The organism is Pseudomonas sp. GW821-FHT04D07, from assembly GCF_059420225.1.
Genome location: NZ_JBWKTH010000022.1, coordinates 63,001 through 80,594, shown reverse-complemented (window position 1 = coordinate 80,594; position 17,594 = coordinate 63,001). Strand labels below are relative to the sequence as shown.

General features: G+C 62.1%; 19 protein-coding genes. 4 read left to right on the top strand and 15 right to left on the bottom strand.

All coding sequences use genetic code 11. The annotated features are described in order from the left end of the window. Nucleotides 1-3 precede the first annotated feature (3 nt). Both AC07T0_RS22765 and AC07T0_RS22760 read left to right on the top strand, forming a co-directional pair. Nucleotides 4-447, top strand: coding sequence for a hypothetical protein (locus AC07T0_RS22765; RefSeq protein WP_495003301.1), 444 nt, complete (start codon nt 4-6; stop codon nt 445-447). Nucleotides 448-729: 282 nt separating this feature from the next. Further along, nucleotides 730-1,035 carry a DUF6124 family protein gene (locus tag AC07T0_RS22760; RefSeq protein ID WP_495003300.1) on the top strand — a complete coding sequence of 102 codons (306 nt, stop codon included), beginning with the start codon at nt 730-732 and terminating at the stop codon, nt 1,033-1,035. 234 nt (nt 1,036-1,269) lie between these two features. Here the strand turns inward: AC07T0_RS22760 and AC07T0_RS22755 are convergent, their stop codons facing one another. Then, entirely contained in the window at nt 1,270-2,169 is a 900-nt protein-coding gene (locus tag AC07T0_RS22755) for a LysR family transcriptional regulator (protein ID WP_495003299.1), read from the bottom strand. Nucleotides 2,170-2,287: 118 nt separating this feature from the next. On the opposite strand from AC07T0_RS22755, the gene AC07T0_RS22750 reads away from it, so the two are divergent. Together AC07T0_RS22750 and AC07T0_RS22745 are read left to right on the top strand one after the other, a co-directional pair. Next, entirely contained in the window at nt 2,288-3,565 is a 1,278-nt protein-coding gene (locus AC07T0_RS22750) for an MFS transporter (protein ID WP_495003298.1), read from the top strand. A gap of 77 nt (nt 3,566-3,642) precedes the next feature. Next, nucleotides 3,643-4,431, top strand: a complete 789-nt coding sequence (locus AC07T0_RS22745) for an AAA family ATPase (protein ID WP_495003297.1) — start codon at nt 3,643-3,645, stop codon at nt 4,429-4,431. Here the strand turns inward: AC07T0_RS22745 and AC07T0_RS22740 are convergent. The 14 genes from AC07T0_RS22740 to hemE form a co-directional block, all read right to left on the bottom strand. Continuing rightward, nucleotides 4,428-4,892: a type II secretion system protein M gene (locus AC07T0_RS22740; RefSeq protein ID WP_495003296.1), complete on the bottom strand. Its 465-nt coding sequence runs from the start codon at nt 4,890-4,892 to the stop codon at nt 4,428-4,430. The genes AC07T0_RS22745 and AC07T0_RS22740 overlap by 4 nt on opposite strands. Further along, on the bottom strand, nt 4,889-5,992 hold the full coding sequence (gene gspL / locus AC07T0_RS22735) for a type II secretion system protein GspL (protein ID WP_495003295.1): 1,104 nt from the start codon (nt 5,990-5,992) through the stop codon (nt 4,889-4,891). The genes AC07T0_RS22740 and gspL overlap by 4 nt, the downstream gene beginning before the upstream one ends. Then, on the bottom strand, nt 5,989-6,849 hold the full coding sequence (locus AC07T0_RS22730) for a type II secretion system protein GspK (protein ID WP_495003294.1): 861 nt from the start codon (nt 6,847-6,849) through the stop codon (nt 5,989-5,991). The genes gspL and AC07T0_RS22730 overlap by 4 nt, the downstream gene beginning before the upstream one ends. Further along, nucleotides 6,846-7,403: a type II secretion system minor pseudopilin GspJ gene (gene gspJ, locus AC07T0_RS22725; RefSeq protein ID WP_495003293.1), complete on the bottom strand. Its 558-nt coding sequence runs from the start codon at nt 7,401-7,403 to the stop codon at nt 6,846-6,848. The genes AC07T0_RS22730 and gspJ overlap by 4 nt, the downstream gene beginning before the upstream one ends. Further along, on the bottom strand, nt 7,396-7,761 hold the full coding sequence (gene gspI, locus AC07T0_RS22720; protein WP_495003292.1) for a type II secretion system minor pseudopilin GspI: 366 nt from the start codon (nt 7,759-7,761) through the stop codon (nt 7,396-7,398). Before gspI ends, gspJ begins: the two co-directional genes overlap by 8 nt. Beyond that, on the bottom strand, nt 7,751-8,221 hold the full coding sequence (gene gspH, locus AC07T0_RS22715; RefSeq protein WP_495003291.1) for a type II secretion system minor pseudopilin GspH: 471 nt from the start codon (nt 8,219-8,221) through the stop codon (nt 7,751-7,753). The genes gspI and gspH overlap by 11 nt, the downstream gene beginning before the upstream one ends. Before the next feature lie 3 nt (nt 8,222-8,224). Next, the gene (gene gspG / locus AC07T0_RS22710) at nt 8,225-8,665 is read right to left on the bottom strand and encodes a type II secretion system major pseudopilin GspG (RefSeq protein WP_152737747.1); all 441 of its coding nucleotides are present in this window, start codon (nt 8,663-8,665) and stop codon (nt 8,225-8,227) included. A 4-nt stretch (nt 8,666-8,669) separates the two neighbouring features. Next, complete coding sequence (gspF, locus tag AC07T0_RS22705; RefSeq protein ID WP_495003290.1) at nt 8,670-9,881, bottom strand: type II secretion system inner membrane protein GspF; 1,212 nt, start codon at nt 9,879-9,881, stop codon at nt 8,670-8,672. A 2-nt stretch (nt 9,882-9,883) separates the two neighbouring features. Further along, complete coding sequence (gene gspE, locus AC07T0_RS22700) at nt 9,884-11,347, bottom strand: type II secretion system ATPase GspE (protein WP_495003289.1); 1,464 nt, start codon at nt 11,345-11,347, stop codon at nt 9,884-9,886. Beyond that, nucleotides 11,344-13,254 carry a type II secretion system secretin GspD gene (gene gspD / locus AC07T0_RS22695; RefSeq protein ID WP_495003288.1) on the bottom strand — a complete coding sequence of 637 codons (1,911 nt, stop codon included), beginning with the start codon at nt 13,252-13,254 and terminating at the stop codon, nt 11,344-11,346. Before gspD ends, gspE begins: the two co-directional genes overlap by 4 nt. Then, nucleotides 13,255-13,791, bottom strand: coding sequence for a type II secretion system protein N (locus tag AC07T0_RS22690; protein ID WP_495003287.1), 537 nt, complete (start codon nt 13,789-13,791; stop codon nt 13,255-13,257). Further along, a complete protein-coding gene (locus tag AC07T0_RS22685; protein WP_495003286.1) occupies nt 13,788-14,282 on the bottom strand; it encodes a cytochrome b in 495 nt (164 codons plus the stop codon). Before AC07T0_RS22685 ends, AC07T0_RS22690 begins: the two co-directional genes overlap by 4 nt. A gap of 83 nt (nt 14,283-14,365) precedes the next feature. Next, complete coding sequence (locus AC07T0_RS22680; RefSeq protein ID WP_495003285.1) at nt 14,366-15,823, bottom strand: lytic polysaccharide monooxygenase; 1,458 nt, start codon at nt 15,821-15,823, stop codon at nt 14,366-14,368. 544 nt (nt 15,824-16,367) lie between these two features. Next, nucleotides 16,368-17,435: a uroporphyrinogen decarboxylase gene (gene hemE / locus AC07T0_RS22675; RefSeq protein WP_495003284.1), complete on the bottom strand. Its 1,068-nt coding sequence runs from the start codon at nt 17,433-17,435 to the stop codon at nt 16,368-16,370. Nucleotides 17,436-17,594: the final 159 nt, after the last annotated feature.

Sequence of the window (17,594 nt, the reverse complement as noted above, 5' to 3'; positions counted from 1 at the left end):
GGAATGTCTTCCCTGCTTCGTGTTGCACTTGTCACCCTGGCCCTGCTGACGATGGCGGGCTGTACCAGCAAGCCCATCGTCAACCCAAGCCGCACCCTCGCCCCGCAGGTCCAGGCCAGCCAGGACGAGGTGAAACAAGCAATTGTCACTGCCCTGACCAAGCGTAAATGGAGCGTGCAGCGCGTCAACCCGGCCCAGGTCCAGGCCGAGATCACCGTGCGTGAGAAATTCCATGTCGAGATCGACATCAACTACAGTGCCGGCGGCTACACCATCGCCTACCGTGACAGCAGCGGCATGGGTTACCAGGACGGCAAGATCCACCGGAACTACATCCGCTGGGTAACCCTGCTGGACCAGGACATCCTCGCCGAACTGCGTGCTCATCATGAAGAGCCGACGGCACGTGCCATTGGGGTTGGCGAGGCGCAGCCGCTGGCCCAGTAACGGCGCTTAGTCCCTGCATCACAAGAGTCTGTGGGAGCGGTGCTTGCCCGCGAAGCTTTTAGCGGCCTCAGGGGTCTCTTCGCGGGCAAGCTCCGCTCCCACAATATTCGCGTCGTTCAGTAGACTGGTGTTCGACGCTGGATTGCTATGGTGGCTGTGCGTGGGAGACCTTCGGGTCTGCCGAGTCCTATATCCTCGGTCTTGCACACCTGCGCACAGCTGCCACCCTTCTGCGTGCAAGCGATGGGTTGCAGTTCCAATTATTGATATAGGGACTCAATCATGAGCCCCCCCCCTGCACCACCTGTCCAGGATCCCAACGCTTTCCCTTCTGCTGACCGATTCAAGGATCAGGCCGCCATCCAGCGTGCTCTGGATCACTATCTGCCCAACCCCAAATCCGGTCGAAGCCTGGAAGAATCCCTGGTTCACCTCTCCGAACTGCTGACCTGCGCGGCGGCCACCGCTTACGAATCCGGCGATGGTCTCAGCGGCTCCAAACGGGCGCTGGCGTTCTCGGCCATGCACCTGGTGGAAATGGCGAAAGCCGAGCTGGATCAGTCGCTGGATAAACTGCCGCTGCACTAGACGGTGCACTCGCTTGTGGTGAACGGGCTTGCCCTGATGCCGTTCACTTAAGGCCGAACACGGTCCCTGTGGGAGCAGAGCTTGCTCGCGAAGAGGCCCTTGAGGCCGCTAAAAGCTTCGCGGCGGTGCGGCGATCCGACAAGCTCCGCTCCCACAGGTTAAGTGGTGTTCTCAATATCCCATGTCCTTCGCTGAACGGCATCGGAACAACCCCGCGTTCAGCTTCAAACCGCCTTAGACCTGCGGCACCGTCCGACGTGTCAACAACTCGATAAACGCCTTGGCCATCGGCGACTTCTGGTCCTTGCGCTGAACCAGCCACACCGCCGACACCGCATCCGGATCAAGCAACGGTCGATAGACCACACCATCAATCCGAATCCGCTGATAAGACGCAGGCAACACCGACACCCCCAACCCCGCCGCAACCAAACCGATAATGGTCATCGCCTCCCCCGCCTCCTGGGCAAAGTGCGGACTGAACCCGGCCTGCCGCGCCAAGGTCAGCAACTGCGCATACAAACCACTGCCGTAACTGCGCGGGAAAAACACAAAGGGCTCCAGCGCCAACTCGGACAAATACATCCCGGCCTCACTGCCACTGGCCAGAGGATGCTTGGCACTGAGCACCGCCACCAGCGGCTCACGCATCAACTCCACGACACTCAAGGCCTCCGGCAACGGCAAAGGCCGCATCAAACCGACCTCGATGGACTCATCCATCAAACCATCGGCAACCGTCTTGCTGCTCATCTCCCGCAGGCTCAAGTGCACCGCCGGGAACGCCTGGCGAAAGGCAAAGATCGCCTGGGGAATGGTCGAGTTGAACGGTGCCGAGGAGGTAAAGCCGATCTTCAATTCCCCCAGTTCCCCCAACTGCGCCCGCCGCGCCACATCCGCCGCCTTGTCCACCTGCGCCAGCACCAACCGCGCCTCTTGCAGAAACAGGCGACCCGCCTCGCTCAACTCGACCCGCCGATTGGTCCGGTCGAACAACCGCGCGCCCAGCTCCTGCTCCAGCGCCTGGATCTGCTGGCTCAACGGCGGCTGGGAAATCCCCAGCACCTCGGCGGCGCGGCCAAAATGCAGTTCTTCGGCCACTGCGATGAAGTAGCGCAAATGCCGCAATTCCATAAACACCTCATCAAGTCGTAAAACCTATCAAACAGGTCGAATAATATATTGGAAAGAATCGTTAGCCAGCTATATGCTTTTTCCATTGCCTGACCGGCTGCTCCCCCCGAGGTCCCCCGTGAAAACTGCTGTCGCTTCCCTCGCCCACGAGATTCCCCCCACTGCGCTGGACGATGGGGTCGCCCCACTCAACGACACCTATATCGAAAAAGGTACCCCGGCGTTTATGCGCACGGTGCTGGCGCTGTTCTCCGGCGGCTTTGCGACCTTTGCCCTGTTGTACTGCGTCCAGCCGATGATGCCGGTGCTGTCCAAGGAGTATGGGATCAATGCCGCCCAGAGCAGCCTGATCCTCTCGGTGGCCACCGCCCTGCTCGCCATCGGCCTGCTGATTACCGGACCGATCTCCGACAGCCTCGGGCGCAAGCCGGTGATGGTGGTGGCACTGTTCGGCGCGGCCCTGTTCACCCTCCTTGGCGCCATGATGCCAAACTGGCAGGGCGTGCTGCTGATGCGGGCCCTGGTGGGGCTCTCCCTCAGCGGCCTGGCGGCGGTCGGCATGACCTACCTGAGCGAGGAAATCCACCCCAGTCATATTGGCCTGGCGATGGGCCTGTATATCGGCGGCAACGCCATCGGCGGGATGAGCGGGCGGCTGATCACCGGCGTGCTGATCGACTTCGTCAGCTGGCACACGGCGATGCTGGTGATCGGTGTCCTGGCGCTGATCGCGGCGACGGTGTTCTGGAAGATCCTGCCGCCATCGCGCAACTTCCGCGCCAGCCAATTCAATACTCGCAGCCTGATCGACGGTTTCACCGTGCACTTTCGCGACGCCGGCCTGCCGTGGCTGTTCCTCGAAGGCTTCCTGCTGATGGGCAGCTTCGTCACCCTGTTCAACTACATCGGCTACCGCCTGCTGGCCGAACCCTACGGCATGAGCCAGGCGTTCGTCGGTTTGCTGTCGATCGTCTACCTGTCGGGCATCTACAGCTCCGCGCAGATCGGCGCCCTGGCCGACAAGCTGGGCCGGCGCAAAGTGCTCTGGGGCATGATCCTGATGATGCTCGTGGGCATCGCCCTGACCCTGGTGACCCCGCTGCCGGTGGTGGTGCTCGGCATCCTGCTGTTCACCTTCGGCTTCTTCGGCGCCCACTCGGTGGCCAGCAGCTGGATCGGCCGTCGGGCGCTGAAGGCCAAGGGCCAAGCCTCGTCGCTCTATCTGTTCTGCTACTACGTCGGTTCCAGCGTGGCCGGGACTCTGGGCGGGGTGTTCTGGCACTACGGCGGCTGGAACGGCATCGGCCTGTTTATCGGCGCACTGCTGGTGGTGGCCTTGCTGGTGGCGTTGAAGCTGGCGCGGTTGCAGGTGTTGCCAGGTAATGCAAAAGCCTAGTCACGATTGAGCGGCTGGCGGTTGACGCCGGCCAAGGTACACAGGGCGCATCGTTCGGTTGGCAAAAGGAAGCCGGCATGCGCCTGGACCACCTGCATATTCAGAATTTTCGTTGCTACGAAGATGCCCACTTTGATTTCCAGCCGGGATTCAATCTGGTGGTGGGGGTCAATGGGAGCGGGAAGACTTCGTTGTTGCAGGCGGTGGCGGCGTCTTTTAACGGCCTCAGCGGCGATGATGTTATGGCTAGCTTTAGTTCGCCGATTCTTGAGGACGATACTCGTTTTGTTATCGAAAACCACGATGGCCGGATTCGCTCAGAACGCCGTCTCCCCATCTTCCTTGCTGCAGAAGGGGATGCGCTGGGATTAAGCCAATGGATGATTCATTTATTGAAGGCTGGCAGCAGAGCATCGGAGGAGTCTTTCGGCATTTTGAATGTGGAAAGCCATGTAGACCTTCCCGTTCTTGCCTTCTATCGCGCGAACCGTCGTTGGAGAGGCGCAGGAGTTTCTGCCGAGTTTGCAGCACAACAAAAGGTCTCTCGCGTAGCTGGTTATACAAACTGGTCAGAGGCTGTTACCGACCTCCAGGACTTTGAAAGCTGGCTGATCGGAAAAACCCTAGAACGCATGCAGAACCTTCTGGATGCTGGGACAGCACCACTAATTTTTGATGACGAACTGGCCTGGGTGAACCAAGCAATTCAAATAGCCCTGCCTCAGTCGGAAAATTTGCGTTACGACCTGAGACTACAACGCCTATTGGTTGATATTGATTCGGGGAAAACCATCCCCTTCAACGACCTCAGCGACGGCCAGCGCGGCCTGATCGCTCGCTACGCGGAGCAGTTGCTCGCCCATTAATCAGCACGCCACGCTACCTGTGCCCCCAAGTGCTGATCGCGTTTCTCCAGGCTCAACGACTGCAACACCGCGCCCGATTGCTCGGTCTGGTCCAGCCACTGCAACAAGGCCAATGCATTGCCGCTGAGGGTAACCCGCAGCGACTGACCGTCCTGGTCCAGTTGCTGTAATTCCAACCCCGCCGCCGTCACCGTTTCACTCAGCCGGCTCGACAGGGGCTGCGAGGGGGTTGAGCGCAGGCTCGCAGGCTGGGCGCGCTGGACTTCAACCGCCAGCAACAAGCGTTGCTGATACAAGCGCTCGGCCTTTTCCAGACGTTGTTGCACAGGTTGCCAGACACCGCTGAACAAGCTCACGACCAACAAGAAAATCCCCAGACCGACCAACATCCGTCGCTCCCGAAGCCCCAGGCCCTGCCACCTTTGAGTGAGCGCCGCCGGTAACGCCCATGACCTGATCATCCGTTTTTCTCCTCCAACATCAGTACCGCCTGCACCCGCTCGCGATCCTTGCTGGCACTGCCCAACCTGATCGGCAAGCCGCTGCCCTGACCACGCTCGCGCAAACGCTCAAGCTCGCTGAAGCTGCCGGCCGTCAGCAACAGCGTCCAACCCGTGCCGACGCGATATTCAATACGCTGAACTTCAACGTTGCTACCGCCAATCACCTGCTCGACAAGTTGCAGCAGACGGCCCATCTGACTCCCCGGCGGGTCCGTGCGCCCCTGCAAGGCCTTGAGCTGGGCCGCCAGGTCGACAATGCGGGTCTGTTCGGGATAAAGGCTCTGAAAGCGCCGCACGCTCTGCTCGTACAACTGCCCGGCGGCACTTTCCAGATAGTGGGCACGCGCCAAGGTAAAGCCCCAGGACAGCGCGAACAGCGCCAACACCGACAACAGCAACATTCCCCACGGCCAACGCGCCCGCACCTGACGAAACTCACCCTGCAACAAGTCCAGCCCGCGCGAATGACCGGCAATCAGCAACGCCGCGGTATCGCCCTGTCGATCAGCGCCCATCCAGCACAGCTCGTCCGGCAACCTCGGTCGCAGCACCTCCAGATCTTCGGGCGACAGTGCCAGCCGAGCCTCGCAGGCTCCACCCAACAACCATCTTCCAGCCCACCAGACGCCATAAGCCTGATCATCCGGCAACAAGTCGGCATCCACCTTGACGCTGACGACCCGCAACCCCGAGTCCCGCAACAACGCCAGGATCGCCTCGAAGCGTTCCTTGTTAATCGCCAGCAGCGGATAGCGCGAATCCCTGGCCGCCGCGCCGACCGCAATATGCAACCCATCAAGCTCCTCGGCCAAGCGATCCTCGACGGTATAGGCCAGTGCCTGGGCCGTGGGCTTGCGTCGACCGGGCCAGGGCTCGCTGCGCAAACCGCTACAGATTTCCACCGGCAGAATCACCCGCACCGATTGTCCCGAGAGTAACGTCACCGCCTCAGCCAGGGTGACGTTGCGGTACTCGCCGTCCGCCTGCCAGCAGCCGACCGGCCAGGTAGCGTCGCAAGCCGCGAGGCCTGCGGCCGTGAGATAAAGCCAGTTGTTCATAACGGGGATTCACCTTGAATCGGAGCCAGGAAGCGGCGTTGCAGGACGCGCAGCCGACGGCTGTCGCGAGGCCGCTCCAGATCGCTGACCAGCCGCAGTCGCGCCGAGCCCGCGCCGACCTCGACCGTGACCCGGAACCAGCGACTGTCGACACCCAGGCCATGACTGGCGATACCCAGCCCATCCAGCCCCGGGGCACGGGTAAATTCATGGGCATCGGCATAACCCGCTGGCGGACGCTGGGCGACAACGTCCCGGGCACTGGCAGGCGTCATACCTTCCAGGGTCGCCAGCAGCGTGGCCGACGCCGTATTGACGTTCAGCATCGCCTCGGCCGGCAGCAAGGCGACGAAGGGTTGCAGGCGTTGTAAAAGAGCCTGGTCGACACCCGGCAACAGGCGCAACTGGCTGGTGTCGGTGACCTCGGTGCCACGTAGCGGCGCCAGGTCGAACGCCGGGATCTCCAGCGCCGCAAGCAGCCGGCTCCAGCGCTCCAGGCTGATTTCATCGGCCTTGCCAGGCAGGAGCAGGCGGGTCAGGTTGAAGCGCGCGGCGAGGTCTTCGATCTCGATCCGCACCTCGACACCCGACAACTCAAACGGCAGCGATGGATGCGCCCAGGGCTGGAGCAGATTGATCGTCTTCGTCTCAAGCGGATCAGACGACAGCAACAACGCTCGCGCCCAGCTCTCCGCGGCAATCGCCCACTGCCGCAGTTGCACCTGATGAATATGCTGCGCGCTACTCTGCAAGGCTCGCGTATGACTGCGCAACAAGCCGCCAACCACGAACAGGGCCAGGGTCATGATCAGCAGCACGCTGATCAGCGCCACACCGCGTTGACCCGAGCGGTTCATGTCCCCTCCGGCAGCAGGATGACACGGCGAATCTGCGCGAAGCGGCCAGCGGACAGGGTAATTTCCAACGCGCGCGGGTGTACCGGGGAGCGCCCCGGAGTCGACGGCCCATCACCGCGCCAACCGACCTTGTCCACATACAGCCGCCACTGCAAGGCACGCACCTCCTTGAGCACCGGCTGTTTGTAGGTCTCGGGCAGATCGAGGCTGCGGTGATAGCGCCACAAGGTGCCCTCTTCGAGACGATAGGCAACCTCCTGGCGCTCGCTGCGGGGCTCATCCAGTGGATTGCGCGCATTCCCCCGTTGCAGGTTCAACTGTCCCGCGCTCAGCGTCACGGCCGTACCCTCTTTCGGGATCGTCGCCTGCATCACATCGCGTTCCAGTAGTGCTATCGCCCGCTGCAGGCTGCGCAAACCCTGTTCATGCGCGCTGACCCGGGCCTGAGTCATCAGCACCCCTTCATACAAACGATAACTGGCCAGGCCGATCAGACTGAAAATCGCCAGGGCAATCACCAGTTCGACCAGGGTGAAGCCAATCTGTCTATTCATCCCGGGCTCGTAGCCAGGCACTGGCGTGGTGCAGCAGCGGCCCGCCGTCAGCCAACCGCACCTCGATCTCGACCTTGAGCAAGCGCGAGTCGGCGGCCTGCGTGACCACCTGTTCCAGACGCCATTCACGCTGGTCGAAACGCCGACGTTGCGTTTGTCGTCCCTGGGCCGGAGGTACCTGCAGGCGCAGTTCATTCAACTGATTGTCCGCCAGCCAGGTGGCGAACAAACGCTCCTGCAACGTGCCACTCTGGCGCACCACGAACTGGCTGGCGGACAGCACCGTGGCCGCCAGCACGGCGAAGATCGCCAGGGCGATCATCACCTCCAGCAAGGTAAACCCCGACTCAGCTTTCATCGATGGCCGGATCACCGAGGCCGTCACCGGACACACTCAACCAGCGCCGCTGCGCGGATTCGTAATGCAGGGTGAAGGCACTCATTTCATCGCTGCTCAGCACCAGCAGTTGCGGCTGGTTCACCCGGTCACCCAGTTTCAGCGGACGGCCTTCCAGCTCCAGGCGAAAATACAGGCCCTCGGGCAAGCGATAGGCCGCCCCCGCCGGGCGCCAGTCGGGGCGTTCGAAGACCATCACCTGATAACCCTCGGCACCGATCCGCAGGCCATATTCCTGGCTGTTGACCACCGCGTATTCACGCAACTGCTGCAGCAGGTGCACCAGGGCAGCGGCTTCCTGGCGGGCCTGACGTACCGGGCTGGGGTTCATGCCCACGGCGATCATGCCGGCCAGCACGCCGATCACCACCATGGACACCAGCAACTCCAGCAAGGTGAAACCATGGGAACGTCCGGGCATGGATCAATCGCTCCAGTTGCCGATATCGGCGGCAAACTCTTCACCACCGGACACGCCGTCGGAGCCAAAGGAATACAGGTCATAGCCCTTGGTCCGGGTACCCGGGCTCAGGTATTGGTATGGCGTGCCCCAGGGATCCACCGGCAGGCTTTTCAAGTAGCCCTGGGGGTTCCAGTTGCGCGGCTCCGGCACCCCCAGCGGCCGCTTGACCAACGCCTCCAGGCCCTGCTGGGTCGAGGGATACTGGAAGTTGTCGAGCCGGTACATTTCCAGGGCGGTGCCGATGGCCTTGATATCGGCCCGGGCCGCGGTGACCTTGGCCTGGTCCGGGCGGCTCATGAACTGCGGCAGCACCATCGCGCCGAGCACACCGATAATCACCACCACGACCATGATTTCGATCAGGGTGAAACCACCTTGTCGCTGTGTTCCCGAGGTTTTCATAAGATCAATTCACCAGTTGGTTGAGGCTAAGAATCGGTAACAGAATCGCCATGACAATCAGCAGCACGATGGCGCCCATGACCACCAGCATCGCCGGCTCGAACAAGCTCACCACCAGGGCGATACGCGCCGCGAGGGTTTTCTCCTGCTGCTCGGCGGCGCGGGCAAGCATGCTGTCGAGTTCGCCCGCGCGTTCGCCGCTGGCGATCATGTGCAGCATCAGCGGCGGGATATCGCCGCTGCGCTCCAGGCCACGGGCCAGGGTCCCGCCCTCGCGCACCGAGCGCGCGACCTCGCCCATCCGCGCGCGTATCGGCAGGTTGGCGATCACCGCCGCGGCGATTTCCAGGGCATCCACCAGGGGCACCGCGCTCTTGCCGAGCAGCGCCAGGGTGCTGGCGAAACGGGACGCTTCCATCGCCTTGAGCACACCGCCGATCAGAGGTGCGCGCAGCAGCCAGGCATGCCAGCGCCAGCGCACGGCGGGACGAGCCAGCGCCCAGCGCACGAACAAAGCCAGCCCCGCCAGACCCAGCAACAGCAGCCAGCCGTAACGCTGCAGACCACTACTCAGGCCGATCAGCCCCTGGGTCAGCAGGGGCAAGGCCTGACCATTGTTGATAAAGACTTTCACCACATCCGGCACCACATAGCCGAGCAACCCGGCGACGATAGCCAGTGAAGAGCACAGCAGGATCAGCGGATAGACCAACGCCATCTGGATCTGCTGGCGGGCCTGCTGGCGGGCCTCGGTGTACTCGGCAAGCTGCTCAAGCACCGGGCCCAGGTGCCCGGAGCATTCACCCGCGGCGATGCTCGCGCGGAACATGTCCGGAAAAGCCTTGGGATAGCTCGCCAGTGCCGAGGCCAGGTCATAACCTTCCATGACCCGGCTGCGCAGCGCCGCCAGCAGGTTGCCGACCCGGCGTTTCTCACTCTGCGCCGCCACCGCCCGCAATGCCTCCTCCAACGGCAAACCGGCCTGGATCAGGGTCGAGAGCTGCAGCGTCAACAACGCCAGCTCGCTGGCCTTCAAGCGGGCGGAGCGGTTGGCACCCGGACCTGTGCCGGGCTGGCCGCGAGCGCTTTTCAGCTGCGTGGGCAACAGGCCGCGCTCACGCAGCAACTGGCGGGCGTGACGCGGGCTGTCGGCCTCCTGCTGACCGCGACAGCGACGACCGCTGGCATCCTGGGCCTGGTAATCGAAAGCCGGCATCCTCAATCCTCCTGGGTGACGCGCAGCAGTTCGTCGAGACTGGTGTGGCCTTCGAGGACCAGCCGTTGACCATCCTGGAACAGGCTGGGCGAGAGCGTCCGGGCTTCACGGACCAGTTCGGGCTCGCTGGCGCCGTTGTGGATCAGTACCGCCAGGGCCGGGGTGATGCCGATCAGTTCGTAGAGCCCGATACGGCCGCGATAGCCTTGCTGGCAGTGTTCACAACCGATGGCCCGAAACAGCCTGGGCGGGTTGCCGTGCTCGACACCCAGGCGCTGGCAGGCCGCCGCGTCCGCCACATAGGCGCTCTTGCACTCACGGCACAGGGTGCGCAGCAAACGCTGGGCTAGCACCCCGACCAGGGACGACGCCAGCAGATAGGCATCCACGCCCATGTCCAACAACCGCGTGACTGCGCCCACCGCACTGTTGGTGTGCAGGGTCGACAACACCAGGTGCCCGGTCAGCGAAGCCTGCACGGCGATCTCGGCGGTTTCGCGGTCGCGGATCTCCCCGACCATGACCACGTCCGGGTCCTGTCGTAAAATCGCCCGCAAACCCCGGGCAAAGGTCATCTCGACCTTGGGATTGACCGGCGTCTGGCCGATGCCCGGCAGGTGATACTCGATAGGGTCTTCGACGGTGAGGATATTGCGGGTCTGGTCGTTGAGGCTGCTCAACGCCGCGTACAGGCTGGTGGTCTTGCCCGAGCCGGTGGGGCCGGTGACCAGGAAGATGCCATGGGGTTTGCCGAGAATGCGCTGAAAGCGCTCCAGGGTCTGCGCCGGCATGCCCAGGCGTTGCAGATCCAGGCGTCCGGCCTGCTTGTCCAGCAGACGCAGGACCACCCGTTCACCGTGGGCCGAGGGCAAGGTGGAGACCCGCACATCGACTTCATGCCCGGCCAGTCGCAAGGCGATCCTTCCGTCCTGAGGCACGCGTTTCTCGGCGATATCCAGCCGGGCCATGACCTTGATCCGCGACACCAACAGGTTCGCCAGTTCCCGCCGGGGCTTGAGTACCTCACGCAGCTGGCCGTCGATGCGCATGCGCACCGAGAGGCTGTGCTCGAAGGTCTCCAGATGGACATCCGAGGCTTTCTCTCGCACGGCCTCGCCGAGCAGCGCATTGATCAGCCGAATGATCGGCGCGTCACCTTCCTGCTCCAGCAGATCGGCGGTCTGCGGCAATTGCTCGGCCAGGCTGATCAGGTCGAGTTCGTCGTCCAGGCCTTGGGCCACCTGCTGCGCGGCGCTATGCCCATCGCTGTAGGCGGCGGCGAGGCGCGCGGCGAACAGCGGCTCGTCGAGCAGCTGCAACGGCGGTTCTCCGGAAACCAGCCGTCGGGCCTCGGACACGGCGCTCAACGGCGTGTCTGCGCGAATCGACAGGCATACCGCCTCACCCTGCTGTTCCAGCAAGACCCCATGGCGACGGGCAAAGCCGAACGGCAGGCGCGGCTTCATGGCGCCCCGGCCTTCTGCCGTCGCAGGTCTATCGCCGGCTCGCGGTCGAGACCATCGAACAGCTCCCGGGCCTCACGTGGCAACAGCAGTGAGTTGCTCTTCCCGGCAGCGGGCTGGCTGAGCTTGCGCAGGGCGTCGTAGCGATTCTCGCTGACCTCGGCGATATCCTCCCTGGAGCGGACGATGGTCGGACGCAGGAACACCATCAAATTGGTTTTTTCGTGCTTTTCGCTGCTCCAGCGAAACAAGGCCCCCAGGTACGGAATATCGCGCAGCAGCGGAACGCCGCTTTCCTGAACACGGACACTGTCCTTGATCAGCCCGCCAATCACGATGATTTCGCCGTCATCGGCGAGGATGGTGCTCTTCAGGGAACGCTTGTTGGTGATCAGGTCATTGGTAATCTCCGCACTCTTGGCCAGTTCGGAGTTTTCCTGCTCGACCTGCAGGCGCAGGGTCGAGCCTTCGTTGATATGCGGGCGGATCTTCAGCTTGATCCCGATATCATGGCGCGTGACCGTGGTGAAGGGCCGGTCGGTGCCTGTGCCGGAGGTCTGGTAGGAGCCGCTCTGGAACGGCACGTTCTGCCCCACCAGGATCTCGGCCTCCTGGTTGTCCAGGGTCAGCAGGCTGGGAGTGGACAGCACGTTGTTGTGGGTGTTGCTCGCCAGGGCGGAGACCAGCATGCCGAAGCGATCGTTACCGACGCGCAGCACGGCACCATCGGGAAGCGTGGCCTTGGGCTCACTGAGCTTGGGCAGGGTAATACCGGCGCCGGCAAACAGCACCCCGCCCTGGGCGCTGCCCGACTCGCCGCCCCACTGCACGCCCAGGGCTTCGTTGATATCCCCGGAAATCTCGACAATGGCCGCATGGATCAACACCTGCGAACGCGGCAGGTCGAGTTGCCGAACAATGTTTTCCAGGGTGCGGACCTGGGCCGGCTCGGCGATCAGCACCAGGGCGTTCTGGCTTTCATCGGCCTTGACCACCGCCTTGCTGGAAACCGCGTCCCGGCTGGCGGCGGCAGCGGTTTCCTGGCCGAGTCCCTGGCCCATGGCATCCAGCACCTCGGCCAACTGCTTGGCATCGCTGTGACGCAGGTGGATCACCCGGGCATTGTCGGCCACCGCCGCCGCCGGGGTATCGAGGGAACGAGCCAGTTCGCCGAGGCGCTTGCGCACGTCCTGGGTACCGATGATCACCAGGCGGTTGTTGCGTGAATCGGCGATAACCTGGCTGCCGGACTCGGCCCCCTGCCGGCCCAGGGATTGCTCCATCATCCGCGCCAGCTCATTCGCCAGCCCGTGGCGCAACTGGATGACGTCATGGGCATTCTTCTGCCCCAGGTCCAACTGCCGGACGATCTTCGCGATACGCCGGACATTGGCCGCGCTGTCGGTGATGACCAGGGCATTGGCCGACGCCGACGGACCGATATAGCCGTTGACCGAGACCAGCGGCCGCACGAGCCCGGCGATATCGCTGGCGACGCTGCTGCCGAGCGCCACCACTTCGGTGATGAACTGGCCGCCCTGGGCGCTGGCGCTGTCGGCACTGCTGGCACGGGTACGGGCATCGGCCACGGGGGCGATGAGAATACGGTCGCCTTCGTCGATCACTGTGAAGTTATGCGCATCGAGCACCGAATAGAACAGCCGGCGTACCCCTTCGCGGTCCAGGGCCTGCTCGGAGAGGACGGTGATCCGTCCCTGCACCCGGGGGTCGAGCACCACGGTGGTGCCGAGAATCGAGGACATTTCCCGCACCACATCACGCAACTCGGCATCGTTCATCGCCAGCTGCCATTGCCGCTCATCGGCCCACAGGCTCGACGCCAGCATCAGGCTGGCGATCAGGCTCAAGAGCGTCATGTTGCGCCGGCCGGATTTGAAGGATCTATTCATTTACTCACTCTGACGTTGCCTGGCCGTCGGTCGAAGATAAAGGGAGGAAGCGGCGGCGCTCTCAGGGCCGGGCCCGTTGAGCGCCCGCAAGGTGGTACGAGCCGGCGGCTCCAGCGCCAACAGCTCCTCGCGGCCATTGCGCCAGAGCACCACCCGGCCGCTCTCGACCCGGCGCAGGACGCTGCCACCCGGCAGCTTTTCCCCCACCCGGTAGATCCGCTGGCCACTGGCCCCTGCCAACAACGCACGGGAGTCGCCCATGCTGGAGACAAAGCTGGCCTGCAGCTTCAAGGGTTCGGCGCTGCGGGCCAACGGCCCCTGGGCCACCAAGCCCATCACCGTGGCCAGCGCAGCGTGGTTGAGCGGCGTGCGCTCGGCCGCCGTCGACCGGCTAATCGCCTGCACCGTGGGCGGCACCGGCAATGCCTGACGAAAGCCCCATTCGCCCCACAACGACAGTGCCGCATAACCCAGCGGCAACACACACAACGCAAGGCTCGGCAAACCCATGCCGTCCCTGAGGATTCGCGCACTCACCAGAGCATCCGCCTGAGTATTCGGTAACCGGAAACTTCATGACGAATAACCGCGCCAATATGCAAAATCACCAGGACGGCCAGAACAACGCAGGAAACATCATGGGTCTTTTTGAAAACAGCAACGAGCCCGGCACTTTCAATCGGCGCGGATATAAGGAGAACGCCAAATACATTGATCGCCCGATCCATCATCATGACCCCGCTCGCCAAGACCACGGCGGTCACCAGATAGATAACTTTATGAACCCAAAAAACCGTCCACTGCGCGAGCGTTCGGACAGCCTGTTTCCCTGAGAAAAAAGAAAGAAAAACCCGAATAACAAAAAACGGAATAAAGAGTGCCGTCATCGACACATTGAAAAAACTGACGGCCTCTTTAAGCACGGGTGACGTGCCAAGGAACGCCATATAGAAGCCACTGAGCAACGCCCATAAAATAACGGCGGCCGACAACCAGTGAAGAAAAATTTGTGTTCTAGAGTAAAACAATTACGCTCACCCAAAACCAGGCAACAATATCGCCGATAAACCGAACACGCCGGGCGGCCCAACAGCCCGGCGCACAACGTCAATTATTTAGCGATCCAGGCATCCGACCAGTTCGCTCCGACACCGGGCACATAGTGGTGGCTGTTGATCTTGCACCAGGCACCTGCGGGGAACGGCAGGCATTCGTAAACGTTACCGTTGGACAGGACCTTGGTCCCGGTCTGGTAGTTGGCGATGCCTTGTGGATAGACGAAATCGTATTCCTGAGCGCCGCCCTCGCCGCCGAGTTCCACGGATGCCAGGTCCTGACGGGTGGTGCGACCGTCGACGGTCACACCGACCAGCTTGAGTTCATGAGCACCCGGCTCGCTGCGTACATCCACATTCAGCCAGGTACTACCGGCTTCCACGAGTTGCGTCATGCTACCCACCGGCTTGTTGGCAGCATCGAAGAGCGTGGCCTCGATATTCATTTTCCGGTTGGTAAGCACCGGGAACGGCATCGTCAAGCGCCCTTCCTTGAGTTCAAGATCGGTACCCATGGCGGAGATTTTCATCTCGGCGCCGCTGTCTTCCTGCATCTGCACATCGAGCTCGAAACGATTCACAGCGCTTTCGGCCTTGGCGAACAGGTTGTTCACGCCCTTGATCGGCGCGATGGCGCCCTCCTCGCCACGGACACCGGCGCGTACCAGCGTTTGGGTCTGATTGACCGCCTCGGCCAGCTTGAACGACCAGTTCTCAGGCTTGCCATCCTCGTTATCGGCGATGGTGATTTCGGTGCTGTAGGCGGCGCTTTCACCCTCGCCGGTCATGGCGCGGGCCTTGACCTTGTCACCGGCCAGCAGGGCCTGGTTCGGGGTGATGTTACCGACGGTTCTCCAGCCATCCGGCGCCTGTTCCTCGGCGACGATATTCACGTCGACCACGTTATGGAACGCCCCCCCCGTGTCATGCACGGTCCACATGCCCAGAATCACGTGGTGTCCGCTCTTGTCGGCGGGAATCTGGCACTCATGCTTCTCACGGGCCGCGCCGTCGCTGCCCTGGGGTTGGTCGGTGGGCAGGCGGCCGCCGGCGTCGACGAAGCAGAACGGGGTCAGGTCGAAGGACGCGCGAGCCAGGGGCAGGTTGGGGTTCCAGCCGTTTTTGGTAATGAAGTACTCATACTTGGTCGCCGGATGGGTAGCCCTGTAGTACCAGTCAAAGTTGATCGTCCGATCACGGATTTCGGTCTTGTACCAGCGACTGGCCGACTGCACATCCATCGCGGCGAAGCTGGCTATCGCACCACTGGCAATCTTGCCGTCAGCCACCCCACCATTGGGGAAACCCTTGGTGGTTTCACCGACACTTTGCGGCTCGTACTGCGCTTGACCGCAATCCTTGTTCAAGCCCTTCTGACAAGCAAAGGCCCGCGACGGTGGATCATTCAGGTAACCGTGCGCGGCGACAGGCGGCGAAGCGACCAACGTCGCGATCACCGCCAGGGAAGAAACACACCCCGACGCCTTGCCAAGTGCCGACATCTTTCTTTTCATTCGATTCAACTCCAGACTTATCCTATTTATCGGGTTACCCGACATCCCTCCAAGATGAACGGCCCCTTTTTACTTCCATCGATGCTCAATCGATCTACGCCGCCATCCTGACCGCAAAGATCAACCGCGAAAGTTCCATGCCTCATCAAAGGCGTCACTTCTTACAAAACAATTGAGTTTCGGAGTACGCATTGTACGAACTTGCATTTTTTTATATGTAGGAAAGGTCCTGTGAAGATGCGCGACAGCTCTTCACTTCAGTTATTCATCCAAGCGCTGGATTTTTGTCTAGTAATTTGTAACGAGACACAACCATTCCCCAAGACATCGAGCAAATGTCTCCGTATTAACGTTCAGAAAAAGAATACTCCGACATCCAGGCGAGGAAGGCTGTACGGACACCTCGACAAGCTGGTGGTTATCCGGACGGCGATCCGAATATGTGGCGACGAATTAATCAGTCGCATCAAGAAAAGGAAAACTACGAAGGGCTAAAACGCAAAAACCCCGCCGAGGCGGGGTCATTGAGGAAGCGGAGGGAGGATCAGCGATGATACTGCGCGGAAAATTCGTGCACGGCGTTGATAAACACACCGGCATGTTCCGGATCGACTTCCGGCGTGATGCCGTGGCCAAGGTTGAACACATGGCCGGAACCTTCGCCGTAGCTGGCAAGAATCCGCGCCACTTCGGTACGGATGGCCTCGGGCTTGGCATAGAGCACGGTCGGATCCATGTTGCCTTGCAAGGCGACCTGATGGCCGACCCGACGACGGGCTTCGCCCAGGTCGCAGGTCCAGTCCAGGCCCAGGGCATCGGCTCCCGACTCGGCGATGCTTTCCAGCCACAGGCCACCGTTCTTGGTGAACAGGATCACCGGAACCTTGCGCCCCTCGTGCTCGCGGAGCAGGCCGCTGACGATCTTGCGCATATAGGCCAGGGAAAACTCCTGGTAGGCCGCCGCCGAGAGGTTGCCACCCCAGGTGTCGAAAATCTGCACGGCCTGGGCACCGGCGAGGATCTGCCCGTTGAGGTAGGAAGTAACCGATTGCGCCAGTTTGTCCAACAGCAGGTGCATGGCCTGGGGATTGTCGTAGAGCATCGCCTTGGTCTTGCGGAAGTCTTTCGACGAACCGCCTTCGACCATGTAGGTGGCCAGGGTCCAGGGGCTGCCGGAGAAGCCGATCAACGGCACACGGCCATTGAGCTCACGGCGAATGGTGCTGACCGCGTCCATGACATAACCCAGGTCCTTCTGCGGATCGGGGATCGGCAGCGCCTCGATGTCGGCCAGGGTGCTGATGACTTTCCTGAAACGCGGGCCTTCACCGGTTTCGAAATACAGGCCCTGGCCCATGGCGTCGGGGATGGTCAGGATATCGGAGAACAGGATCGCGGCGTCCAGGCCCGGGTAGCGGTCCAGGGGCTGCATCGTGACTTCGCAGGCGAACGACGGGTTCATGCACAGGCTCATGAAGTCGCCGGCCTTGGCGCGACTGGCGCGGTATTCCGGCAGGTAGCGACCGGCCTGGCGCATCATCCACACAGGGGTGACGTCCACGGGTTGCTTGAGCAGGGCACGAAGGAAACGGTCGTTCTTCAGGGCAGTCATGTCGGCATCCGGAAAAAAAGTGCGGGCATTTTCTCAGAGCGCGACGCAAAAGGCACGGCAAGAGCCGTGCCTTTTGTCTATCGGGTCAATTTGTCGCGGACATGTAGGAGCGAGCTTGCTCGCGATGGACGTCAACGATGACGCGGGGCACCTGATACC

Bases quoted from the DNA above. Each gene is read 5' to 3' on its own strand.
- AC07T0_RS22765 (WP_495003301.1), top strand. From the start codon at position 4: ATGTCTTCCCTGCTTCGTGTTGCACTTGTCACCCTGGCCCTGCTGACG.
- AC07T0_RS22760 (WP_495003300.1), top strand. From the start codon at position 730: ATGAGCCCCCCCCCTGCACCACCTGTCCAGGATCCCAACGCTTTCCCT.
- AC07T0_RS22755 (WP_495003299.1), bottom strand. From the start codon at position 2,169: ATGGAATTGCGGCATTTGCGCTACTTCATCGCAGTGGCCGAAGAACTG.
- AC07T0_RS22745 (WP_495003297.1), top strand. From the start codon at position 3,643: ATGCGCCTGGACCACCTGCATATTCAGAATTTTCGTTGCTACGAAGAT.
- AC07T0_RS22740 (WP_495003296.1), bottom strand. From the start codon at position 4,892: ATGATCAGGTCATGGGCGTTACCGGCGGCGCTCACTCAAAGGTGGCAG.
- gspL (WP_495003295.1), bottom strand. From the start codon at position 5,992: ATGAACAACTGGCTTTATCTCACGGCCGCAGGCCTCGCGGCTTGCGAC.
- AC07T0_RS22730 (WP_495003294.1), bottom strand. From the start codon at position 6,849: ATGAACCGCTCGGGTCAACGCGGTGTGGCGCTGATCAGCGTGCTGCTG.
- gspJ (WP_495003293.1), bottom strand. From the start codon at position 7,403: ATGAATAGACAGATTGGCTTCACCCTGGTCGAACTGGTGATTGCCCTG.
- gspI (WP_495003292.1), bottom strand. From the start codon at position 7,761: ATGAAAGCTGAGTCGGGGTTTACCTTGCTGGAGGTGATGATCGCCCTG.
- gspH (WP_495003291.1), bottom strand. From the start codon at position 8,221: ATGCCCGGACGTTCCCATGGTTTCACCTTGCTGGAGTTGCTGGTGTCC.
- gspG (WP_152737747.1), bottom strand. From the start codon at position 8,665: ATGAAAACCTCGGGAACACAGCGACAAGGTGGTTTCACCCTGATCGAA.
- gspF (WP_495003290.1), bottom strand. From the start codon at position 9,881: ATGCCGGCTTTCGATTACCAGGCCCAGGATGCCAGCGGTCGTCGCTGT.
- gspE (WP_495003289.1), bottom strand. From the start codon at position 11,347: ATGAAGCCGCGCCTGCCGTTCGGCTTTGCCCGTCGCCATGGGGTCTTG.
- gspD (WP_495003288.1), bottom strand. From the start codon at position 13,254: ATGAATAGATCCTTCAAATCCGGCCGGCGCAACATGACGCTCTTGAGC.
- AC07T0_RS22680 (WP_495003285.1), bottom strand. From the start codon at position 15,823: ATGAAAAGAAAGATGTCGGCACTTGGCAAGGCGTCGGGGTGTGTTTCT.
- hemE (WP_495003284.1), bottom strand. From the start codon at position 17,435: ATGACTGCCCTGAAGAACGACCGTTTCCTTCGTGCCCTGCTCAAGCAA.